The organism is Mycoplasma sp. 613B (genome assembly GCF_054343485.1).
Window position 1 is genome coordinate 41,362 of the sequence record NZ_JBTGVH010000006.1, and the last position, 10,480, is coordinate 51,841.

10 protein-coding genes are annotated in these 10,480 nt (G+C 22.7%); 2 read left to right on the forward strand and 8 right to left on the reverse strand.

Annotated elements, in window-relative coordinates; translation table 4 throughout:
• From dnaB to ACXX87_RS01545, 3 genes are read right to left on the reverse strand one after another with little or no spacing between them, the layout of a single operon-like run.
• Positions 1–1,329 carry a replicative DNA helicase gene (dnaB, locus tag ACXX87_RS01535; RefSeq protein WP_458560543.1) on the reverse strand — a complete coding sequence of 443 codons (1,329 nt, stop codon included), beginning with the start codon at positions 1,327–1,329 and terminating at the stop codon, positions 1–3.
• Positions 1,322–1,762, reverse strand: a complete 441-nt coding sequence (rplI, locus tag ACXX87_RS01540; protein WP_436358863.1) for a 50S ribosomal protein L9 — start codon at positions 1,760–1,762, stop codon at positions 1,322–1,324. The genes dnaB and rplI overlap by 8 nt, the downstream gene beginning before the upstream one ends.
• A complete protein-coding gene (locus ACXX87_RS01545; protein ID WP_458560945.1) occupies positions 1,743–3,764 on the reverse strand; it encodes a GGDEF domain-containing protein in 2,022 nt (673 codons plus the stop codon). The genes rplI and ACXX87_RS01545 overlap by 20 nt, the downstream gene beginning before the upstream one ends.
• Before the next feature lie 116 nt (positions 3,765–3,880).
• On the opposite strand from ACXX87_RS01545, the gene ACXX87_RS01550 reads away from it, so the two are divergent.
• Positions 3,881–5,458, forward strand: a complete 1,578-nt coding sequence (locus ACXX87_RS01550) for a DUF31 family putative serine protease (protein ID WP_436358861.1) — start codon at positions 3,881–3,883, stop codon at positions 5,456–5,458.
• Positions 5,459–5,577: 119 nt separating this feature from the next.
• Positions 5,578–5,853 (forward strand): 30S ribosomal protein S20, encoded by a 276-nt coding sequence (rpsT, locus tag ACXX87_RS01555; protein WP_436358860.1) that lies wholly within the window; start codon positions 5,578–5,580, stop codon positions 5,851–5,853.
• A 33-nt stretch (positions 5,854–5,886) separates the two neighbouring features.
• On the opposite strand, the gene ACXX87_RS01560 is transcribed toward rpsT, so the two are convergent.
• The 5 genes from ACXX87_RS01560 to ACXX87_RS01580 all read right to left on the reverse strand — a co-directional run.
• Positions 5,887–6,402 carry a DUF402 domain-containing protein gene (locus ACXX87_RS01560; RefSeq protein WP_436358859.1) on the reverse strand — a complete coding sequence of 172 codons (516 nt, stop codon included), beginning with the start codon at positions 6,400–6,402 and terminating at the stop codon, positions 5,887–5,889.
• A gap of 1 nt (position 6,403) precedes the next feature.
• Positions 6,404–7,888, reverse strand: coding sequence for an MYPU_1760 family metalloprotease (locus ACXX87_RS01565; RefSeq protein ID WP_436358858.1), 1,485 nt, complete (start codon positions 7,886–7,888; stop codon positions 6,404–6,406).
• Positions 7,889–8,077: 189 nt separating this feature from the next.
• A complete protein-coding gene (locus tag ACXX87_RS01570) occupies positions 8,078–8,926 on the reverse strand; it encodes a hypothetical protein (protein ID WP_458573141.1) in 849 nt (282 codons plus the stop codon).
• A gap of 2 nt (positions 8,927–8,928) precedes the next feature.
• A complete protein-coding gene (locus ACXX87_RS01575) occupies positions 8,929–9,765 on the reverse strand; it encodes a hypothetical protein (protein ID WP_436358856.1) in 837 nt (278 codons plus the stop codon).
• A gap of 12 nt (positions 9,766–9,777) precedes the next feature.
• Positions 9,778–10,480: hypothetical protein (locus ACXX87_RS01580; RefSeq protein WP_458573142.1), on the reverse strand; the 703-nt coding region annotated here is incomplete at its 5' end.

Below are 10,480 nucleotides of genomic sequence, written 5' to 3' on the forward strand. Positions count from 1 at the left end.
CTAGTTTGTTTCTCCTTCTTCAAAGAAAAGACCTATTTTTGGATTAAATTGTAATGATAAATCACCAATGGCACCGTTTCTATGCTTTGCAATAATTAATTTTGTTTCTTGAATGTCATAAGGGGAAATTTCCTTTTTATAGTAATTTTCCCTGTATAAAAACGCAACTATATCAGCATCTTGCTCAATTGCTCCAGATTCCCTTAAATCTGAAATTATAGGTCTTTTATCTTCTCTTTTTTCTACGTCCCTGGATAATTGAGATAAAGCAATAACGGGGCAATTAATTTCTCTTGCTAGTTGTTTTAAACTTCTAGAAATTTTAGAAACTTCTAATTGTCTATTATTAGAACCACCAAGATCTATTAATTGTAAATAATCCACCACTATTAAGTCTATTTTTTTCATTTTATTTAATAATTTTTTTGTTTTTCAAATCATTTCATGGAGTTTAACTCCTGCTGAATCATCAATAAATAAGTTATAATGGCTGATTTTTTCATTCAAAGTTGTGGAAATTTTAATTCAATCTACATTAGTTAAAAATTGTGGATTTTTTAAATAATCTCCAGGAACTCCTGACTCAGATGCTAATATTCTAGTTACTAATTGAGTACTTGGCATTTCTAAAGAAAAGAAAACAACAACATTATTGTTTTGCTCAACAATGTTTTTTGTTAAATTTAACGCAAATGCGGTTTTTCCCATCGCTGGTCTTGCTGCTAAAATAATTAAGTCACCTTTTTGAAAACCTGAAGTAATTTTATCTAAATTACTAAATCCTGTACTAATTCCTTTTAAACTAGTACTATCTTTTCTAGAAAGCAAGTCTTTTAAGATGTTTGCAGCAACATCTCTCATATTTTGAAAATCACTATTTTGAACATTTCTAGTGATTTGAACCATCTTGGATTCAAATTCATTTAAAATATCATCTGCAGTTTTATTTGCTTCTGATAATTGTTGAAAACTTTGTTTTAAAACAATAGATGCTTGTCTTAATGTTGCTTTTTCAACAAGATCATTCATTACTTCTTTAACTGTAGAAAAAACGGGAATTTCGCTTGTATATTCTGTTATTTCAGCTGCTCCACCAAATTCTTTCAGTTTTTTCATTTCATCCAGTTCTTTAATAACTGAAACATAATTTATTTTTTTAGAAGCAAAATATAAATTATTTAATGCTTCGAAAAGAATTTGATTTTTGAAATCGTAAAAATCTTCCTTTTGTAAAAAAGGAATAATTTTTGCTTGATCTTCCTCTGATGATAATGCATAAGAAAGGATCGACTTCTCTACTTCCTTAGGTAAAAATAAACTTTTACTCATCTTTTTCAACCTTAACTCTTAAATGAGCTATTACTTTTTTGTGTAGTTTAACATTCAATACAGTTAATCCCATACTTACAATATGAACATGTTCTTCTAAAGAATGTTTAGGTAATTTAATGTCCATATCTTCAAGAGCTTTAATAATTTTTTTAGCTGTTATTGAACCATGAACTACATTATTTGTTTCTTTTAATTTGAAGGTTAAAATTATAGCTTGAATTTGATCTCTTAATAATTCAGCTTCTTGAATTTTTTTCTCTTCTTCTTGTTCTAAAATTTCTATTTTTTTGTTTAAATATAAAGATGTTTTTTTGTTTACTGGAATAGCTAAACCATTTTTGATTAAAAAGTTTTTTGCATATCCATCAGATACATCTATTACTTCATTAACTTTTCCATCTTTACAATCTTTAATTATTATTACTTTCATTTTTCACACTCACTATCGCTTGTCTTATATTGTCTACAAATTCTTCTAATGTTTCTGTTGTGCTTTCTGCAGCAGCAGCAGAGAAGTGACCACCACCACCAACTGTTTCTGCAATAATTTGCACATTAGTATTATTTATACCTCTTGCAGACATTTTAAATCTATCTTTTCCTACTACTTTAGCAACAACAAAAGTTGCTTTTCTTCCTTGGATATTTAACATAAAATCAGCTGCCATAGACACAACATCTAAATCAATTTCTTCTGCTGTGTAAGCAAGTAAAAATCCTGGCTTGACTTCTTCTACATTTCTAGTTATCTTATTAATTATATTAAAAATTTCTTCACTTATCTTTAAAGTTTCAATAGATTTAGCACTTTGAGCCCCTCATCTAGTTAAAATTGAAGCTGCATTAAATGTTTTCATAGTTGTTGATTTTTTAAATTGATTAGTATCCATATAAATACCATTTAAAAGCATTTGGGCACTAAAAGGTGAAATTATTCTGTTTTCACCATCTGAATTAAGTGCTATAACCTCTGTTACTATCTCAGATGAAGAAGAAGCAGTGGTTTCAATATAATCATTTCCTTTAGAAAGAAATTCAGGTTTTCCTGAAACCACTCTATGATGGTCAAAAATAAATATTTTTTTTGGATCAGCAGTATTAAAAGCATTTGGATTTTCAATTCTTGTTGCTTCTGCTGTATCTACAATTATTATCATTGTGTTTTTGTTTGTATATTTAGATGCTGTTGAAGGTTTTATGAATATTTTTTTATCTATATATTGAGAATTGGTTTCTAAAAAATGTGTTGTTGTAGAATCAAAAGTTACATTTTGAATATACATTTTCTTTTCTAAATTAAACTTGGTTTTAGCATAATTAATTAAAAATTGACCAAGTCCAAAAGCAGAACCCACAGCGTCTAAATCTGCGTATTTATGCCCATATAAAATGATATTTTCTACTTCTGGATTTTCTAAAACTGCAAGCATTTTTTTGGATACAAAGTTTAGTTCGCTTCTACTTGAATTGGAGCTTATTTCACTATTTGAACCATAAACAACAGGTCTAGAACCATATTTAATAGTTGTAATTTGATTCCCACCTCTAGTTTTTGAATAAATTATTGCATCTTTTGCAATTTGATTTAATTTAGAAATTTCATTTGTTCCATGAACAAAACCAACCGATAAAGTTACTTCTTGTTTTGCTTCATAACTAGAATTATTTAAATTAACAACCATTTCATTAAACATAGAAAAGTTTTTTGCTTTTAATTTTGCGAATGTTTCATAACTAGTTACAACTCAAAATTTTCCTTCAATATATTGACGATAAGAGAAATTATAATTTTTAGATAACTCATCAAGTAAATTAATAACAGATGTTTTTACCTTGAAAAAATCTTCTTCTCCTAATGTAGAAAGTAATAATTGAAAATTATCTATTTCAATTTCTCCAATTACAACTTTATCTTTCTTGTAACTTTCAGAAAGGTTGTGATATAAAGTTATATCTCTAATAGAAATAGCATTTTTATCTCTATATTTTTTAATCGTATAAGCATAACCATCTTCAGAGAAAGTAGAACCATCTCCTACTAAATTTTCTTCATTTGCTTTAACTTTATTTTTCAGAACATCATCAATATTTTTTCCTATTCATTTTTTAGAAAACCTTTTTTCTATAAATGAAGAAACTCAAATAATTTTTCCATTTGTTGTATGTAAAACTAAACCTAAATTATTTTCTTCAACAACATCATTAATATATTCATATAAAGAAGATTGAATTTTGGAACTTTTATGCAGAAATACTCATAAAAGTCAACATAAACTTATAGTTGCAACAATTAATCAAAATACAAAAAAACCAAATAAAAGAAATTTGGAAATTAAATCTATTTGATATAAAACAATAAAAATAACTGCAAATAATATCAAATAAAAAACGTTGATTGAAAAGTATATTAAAATCTTTGCTTTTTTACTCATATTATTAAATTATAAAACAAACTATTATTTTAAAAAACATAATTTATATTTTCTTTTTGAAAAACTTTTTTATTTTACTTTATAATTAATAAAATATTTTTGAAAGGTTCTTTATTATGAATAAAAAAACTAAATTTTTGCTTTCTTTTTCTTCTGTTTTATTAGTAAGTACATCTCTTGTTTCTTGTTCTTTTCCTTTTGTTAAAAAAGAAGAAAAAGAAACAATTGAAAAGAAAAAGCAAGAAATTAATGTAGAAAATCCAAACTTCTCACTTGAAGTCAATTCTTCTGTTTTAGACAATGCAAAACTAGAAGAAATTAAACAAATATACAAGAAAAATACAGAAAATAGTGATTCTGTGACTGATTTTATTAAAAAAAGAAGTTTTCAAATTGAATATGTAAAAACCTTTGTAGAACTTTATTCTGATGATTCTAGAAGAAAATTTGTAATTTCAAATTTAGAAACAGAATTTGCTACCGGATGAGTTTTAGATAAAGATCCAACAGATGAAAGAGTTTATTATATTGCTACAAATATTCATGCAGCAGCTTTCATAAATAAACCAATAATAAAAACTAATTCTGTAAAGCTTTTAAATAATAAAAATGATAATTACTTTTATCAAAATATTTCAGAAGAAGAATTAGATAATTTCAATTCTCAAGGAATTTTCAAACCAAATTACAATGGAGAAATGCCAGAAAATTATTTTAGTTCACATGATATAAGAACTTTATCACTAATTGGTTTAGAAAATTATCCAGAATACAAAAATGATCCTTATGTTATAAATGACGCAGGTAAAAGAACAAAAGAAATCACTGAAAATAGACAAAATGATTTTTATAATTATAAAGATGCTACTTTCAATGAAAATTTTGACGTTTTTAAAGATAAAACCAATATATTTGAATCATTTGAAGTTATTAAACCGCTTAGTTATCAAAGTACTTTTTATAATTATTTTGATCTAAAAAATGGTAAACCTTCAGAAAAAGAATATCTTTCAGGATCAGATTTTGCAGTTATTAAAATAAAACTAAAAGATAATGTGGAAAAACCCGCTTTTTTAAAAGAATATGATAAGTCTCCAACACTAATAAATACTGTAAATACAACTTTAGAAAAAATTGAAGGTGAAAAAGTTTTTTCCTTTGGTTTTCCTGTAAAAATAGATGATTTAGAAAACAATAAGAGTACAAGAGTTACTGAAAAAGTTGATGGATTTAAATTAACCAAAAGCTTTTATAAAAATGGTATTAGCATAATCAATAATATGCCAGTAATCAACCAAGGATTTCAAGACAATGAAAAACTTACAAATAAACCTTTTGATATAGAGAATTCAATTGATAAGGATTCTCCATCTATTGAAACAATATATTTAGCTAATCAAGATTTAGATAACTATGTTAAAGTACCAAAGTCTAATTTGTTTTTTAAAGGAGCATCCGGAGCTGGTGTTTTTAATCAAAATAAACAAGCAGTGGGAATTTTCTTTTCATCTAATGCAGGTTTAAAACACGATGATGAAAATTTTAATACTTTAAATATTCACAGATTACTAGAAAAAGAACAAGATAAAAGCCCTTTGATTTTTTATTTAAAAAATGTAGATCAAAATCACTCTTGACTAAAACAACATTTCAATGAAATTGTTGCTTTTAATAATTCTTTGATAAAAAAATAAAGTAAGTTTTTTGAAATAAAAAATATTATTTTCCAAAAAATAAAAATAATGTAAAATATTATAGTTAAAAATACAAAAAATTATTGTATAATTAAGAAACAAAACATTAAGGAGATAGAATGGCAAATATTAAATCAAAAATAACAAGAATCAAAACAAATGAAAAATCTAGAATAAGAAATAATGCTATTAAATCAAGAGTTCGTGGAGCTATTAAAAAAGCTAAACTAGCTGCAGTGCAAAATGCTACTAATGTAAATGAATTAGTTGCTAAAGCACATAAAGAAATTAATACTGCTGTTTCTAAAGGTGTTTTACACAAAAACAATGGTTCTAGAAAAACTTCAAGACTTGATGCTTTTGTTTCCAAACATTTAAGTGCAAATGTTGCTTAATTAAGATAATTAAAAACTCCAAAAGGAGTTTTTTTATTTATCTATTTTGCTTTGAATATACTTTAAATATTTTTTATTAAAAATATAGGTTTCCTTATAATACAAATTAATTAAAAATTTTAATTCTTCAAAAACAACATCAATAGTTTTTTGAGAATATTTCATTTTCTTTGCGTTTGATAAAAACTCTATTTTATCTATTATGTTTAAATCTTTATTAGGATAAACCTTAATATCTAAATCAAAATCAATGAATTTTACAGTGTGTTCTTCTACAAAAAAAGGAGATGCTAAATTTATATAGATATAAAATTTTTTGTTAACAATAGTTACTAAAGCATTAAAAAAATGTTTTTTATGAAAAAATCACAGTGTGTCTTCTCTAATAGATCATTTTTGAAAGTTTTTTTCCATAACTTTTGTTTTATTATTCATATAAAGTACAACATGATTTTCAGTTTCTTGTAATATTTTTCCACCACTTCACTGTCTATATAATTTTCCATTATATTTATATGCTTGTATATTAACAAAATTTTTATATTGCATTTTACTCCTTGATAATTTTATTGTTTCTTATTGTTAAAGATTCACTATTAGTTAAAAAACTTCTACTTGAACTTGGACCATAATTAGAATTACTTGAAAAATTATTTAAATTATGTAGTTCTTTTTCTTCTATTTTACCATTATTATTTAAGTCTTTTCACAACATAGGTTTAAAATCCATATTCATCTCTTCCATATTTAAATAACTATTTGTATAGTAACTTAAATATTTTTCTTCTGGAAAAAGACTATAATCTTGATCATTTTTATTTAATTTAGCTTTTAAATTATTACTTTCATTATAAACTAAATTTAATTTTATAAAGGAATTTTCCTTATTTTTGAAAATTAAGCCATCATATTTTTCTTTTGTATAACCACTAAAAAATAATTTATTATTATCTATATTTCCTTCTAATTTATCATTAATATATGTTCTATTATTTAAATTATAAATCCCACTGATATTCAATTTATAATTCATTATTTCTAAAAAATGAATAAATAAATCTTTAATTTTATTGTCCAATTTAATTACTGAATCATTTTTTGTAATATAACCACCAAAAGCAGAATCATTAATAATAAAATTATCTTCTAAATGTGTTAAACCATCTTCTCTAGTTAAAGTTGTTGTTCATAAAGAGTCATTTAAATAAAAATTTTTATCATTATTTAAATTATTTCTTTTTTCTATATAAAAATGTTTATATGCTTCGTTTGCAAAAAACTCTTCAAAGGAAAAATAATAACTTAAAGGAATAAAATTATTTAAGTTTTTAAATTTTTCATTCATAATTTGCAAATTTTTATTTTCAAAATTTATTTCATTTAACTTATTTGTTAATGATTTTTCCAAAATTTCTTTTATTGTAACATCGTTAAAAATATTACTTGAATTTAATAAATTTTTATTTGGGAAATAATTTGAAAATCTGTCATCTGTTATTCTTAAATCACTTAAAAAGTTATCTATAAATTCTTTATTATAAGTTTTAGTTGATTTACTGTTTTTGATTGTATATCCTTGTTTATAATTGGAAAGATAAGTGGAATCGATATAATGAAAATATTCATGATATAAAATTTGAAACAAAACTTCTATTCTGTCATCTTCATTTTTTATGTTTTGTAAAGAATCAGAATTTAAATATATTTCTCTAGTGTTTGAAATAAAAAAACCCTGTCTTTCCTTTGTATTTGAAAATTCTTTTAAATTTTTATCAATTATTATTTTATTTAAAAAATTTATTTCTGATCCATAAAATAAATCTTTTTTAATTCTTTCATAAAACTTTTGAAGTCCATTTTTAGATAAAAAATAATCTTCTTTTTTATATTCAATCAAATCAAAATTAAAATATTTTTGCTCTATTTTTATAAATTCTTGTTCTTTATTTTTTGAATAATCACAAGAAGTAAAAACAATAGCAGGCAAACTAAAAGAAAAAAAATACAAAAATGATTTTATTTTTTTATTAAACATATTAAAGTTAATCTTTCTACTATTTTTATTAAATTATAAAACTTTCTATCTTTTTGTATTAAAAATATTTATATTTCTTTTTATTAAATAAAAATACCGGTGTAAAATCACTGGTAAATTTATACTTACTTGATATTGTTATTACTTTTCAATTAATAAGAATCATTACATAAGAAAACTTTTTAAATTTTATTTTTCTTTATTTAGTTCATGAAATTCAAAAGCAAGTGGAAATTTTTCATTATTTTCTTCTTCATTATATTTTTCTTGATCATTATAATTATTTAAATTAGATAAAATTAAGTCTTTAAGATTATTTGATTTAGGTATTTTTATTTCTACTTCTTTTATATCATCAGTAAATGGACTGCTTACATCTAAAAATAGAGAAAATAATATTATTTTATTTGAGAAATAATTTTTTAATTTTTCTTTAATTGTTTCTTCTGTATCTTTATCTGTTTTTTTGATAATAGTATTTATTAAATACTCTTTTATTAAACTAAAAGGATTATTAGTTAAAATTTTTTCACTTTTAATATTTTCACGAAAAAGTGGAATAACATGTGTATCATTCATATCTTTTTTATTAAAAGTTTTCAATGCAAAAGAAGTTCTTAAATCATTCATAATCAAGTTGAATTGATCTATATTACTAATAGCTATAAATTGTCCTAAATGATTTAAATCAAAGTTAAAAATGTGTTTTTTATCTTCTTCACCAAATGGTGATAAACTAAAATCATATTTTGAATTTTCTTTTTTAAAAGGATTTTCGAAGTAAAAAGTAGTTAAATGATTTTTATCTACTTCTCATTTTCCATCAACGCCTAAAAAATCTTTTTTATATTTTATTTCATTTCATTCTTTAAATAATTCATTAGGGTTATGATATTTATTGTGAGTTGGTTTTTCAAAAATAAATTTTGATTCATTATCTTTTTTCTGTATATTTTCTTTATTTTCATTACAAGAAATAAAAGAAAATAAAGATAAACCACCAGTTACAATAGGAATTAATAATTTAATTTTTTTCATTTTTATTTACCTTTACTATTTTCTTTATCTAATTCATGAAATTCGAAAGTTAATGGGAGATTGTTTTTTGGAATATATTGCCCATTGCTTTTATTCTTTAAGTTTAATTGAACTAAATCTTTTAAATTGTTTGTTTTAGGAAATTTTATATTTACCTGTTTAACATATTCCTTAACTCCATCTCTATCATCTATAAATAAAGAAAAGATAAGGATTTTAGTTTCAAAATATTTTTTTAATTTATTTTTTATGTTTTCTTCTGATTCGCCATCATTTATCTTGATTATTTTATTTAGCAATCTTTCTTTCATTAAATAAAAAGGATTGTTAGTTTTTATATTTTTATCCAAATTTTCATCATAAAAAATAAGAGCTATATTAGCTGGTGCTGTTGTTGTTTTAAGAAAAAAAGAAGTTCTTAAATCATTCATAAAGAAGTTGAATTGATCTATATTACTAATAGCTATAAATTGTCCTAAATGATTTAAATCAAAGTTAAAAATTTCTTTTTTATCTTCTTTAACAAAAGGAGATAAATTAAAATTTTGCTTTTCATTTTGTTGTGTATAAGGATTTGCAAAATAAAAAGTATCAATATGATTGTTATGTACTTCTCAAACATTATCTTTTTCTAAAAAATCTTTTTTGTATTTTACTTGATTTCATTCTTTAAATAATTCATCAGGATTATGATATTTATTGTGAGCAGGTTTTTCAAAAATAAATTTTGATTCATTATCTTTTTTCTGTATATTTTCTTTATTTTCGTGACAAGAAACGAGAAAAGATGATATTGAAATTGTTGTAAGTACTGGTAATAATAATTTAATTTTTTTCATCTTTATTTTTCCTTAACTATTATCTTTTTCTAATTCATAAAAATCAAAAACAAGTGGATCATCTCAATCGCGATCATATTTATCTTGATTTTTATTAGTAGTTAAATTTGCTTCAATTAAATCTTTAAGATTATTTGTTTTAGGAAATTTTATATCAACAGTTTTTAGTTCTTCAGTAAATCTGTTTCTTGTTTCTGTAAAACAAGAAAATAATACTATCTTTTTAGAGAAATAATTTTTTAATTTTTCTTCTATTACTTTTTTATTATTTAAATCAGTTGTTTTAATCATAGATTCAACTAATGATTTTTGTATTACATAAAACGGATTATTAGTTTTAAAATTATTTAAAAAATCATAATCAAAAAATAGAAGAGGAGTATCAACTTTGTTTAAATTTTTAAAATTAAAAGCAGTACGTAAATCATTCATAAAAAATTTAAATTGATTATAGTTACTTATTGCTATAAATTGACCCAAATGGTTTAAATCAAAGTCAAAAATGTGTTTTTTGTCTTCTTGATTAAATGGAGATAAACTAAAATCATATTTGGAATTTTCTTTTTTAAAAGGATTTTGAAAGTAAAAAGTGGTTAAATAATTTTTATTTAAATCTCAAACACGATTATCGTACAAAAAATCTTTTTTGTATTTTATTTCATTTCATTCTTTAAATAATTCATCAGGATTATGATATTTATTGTGAGTTGGTTTT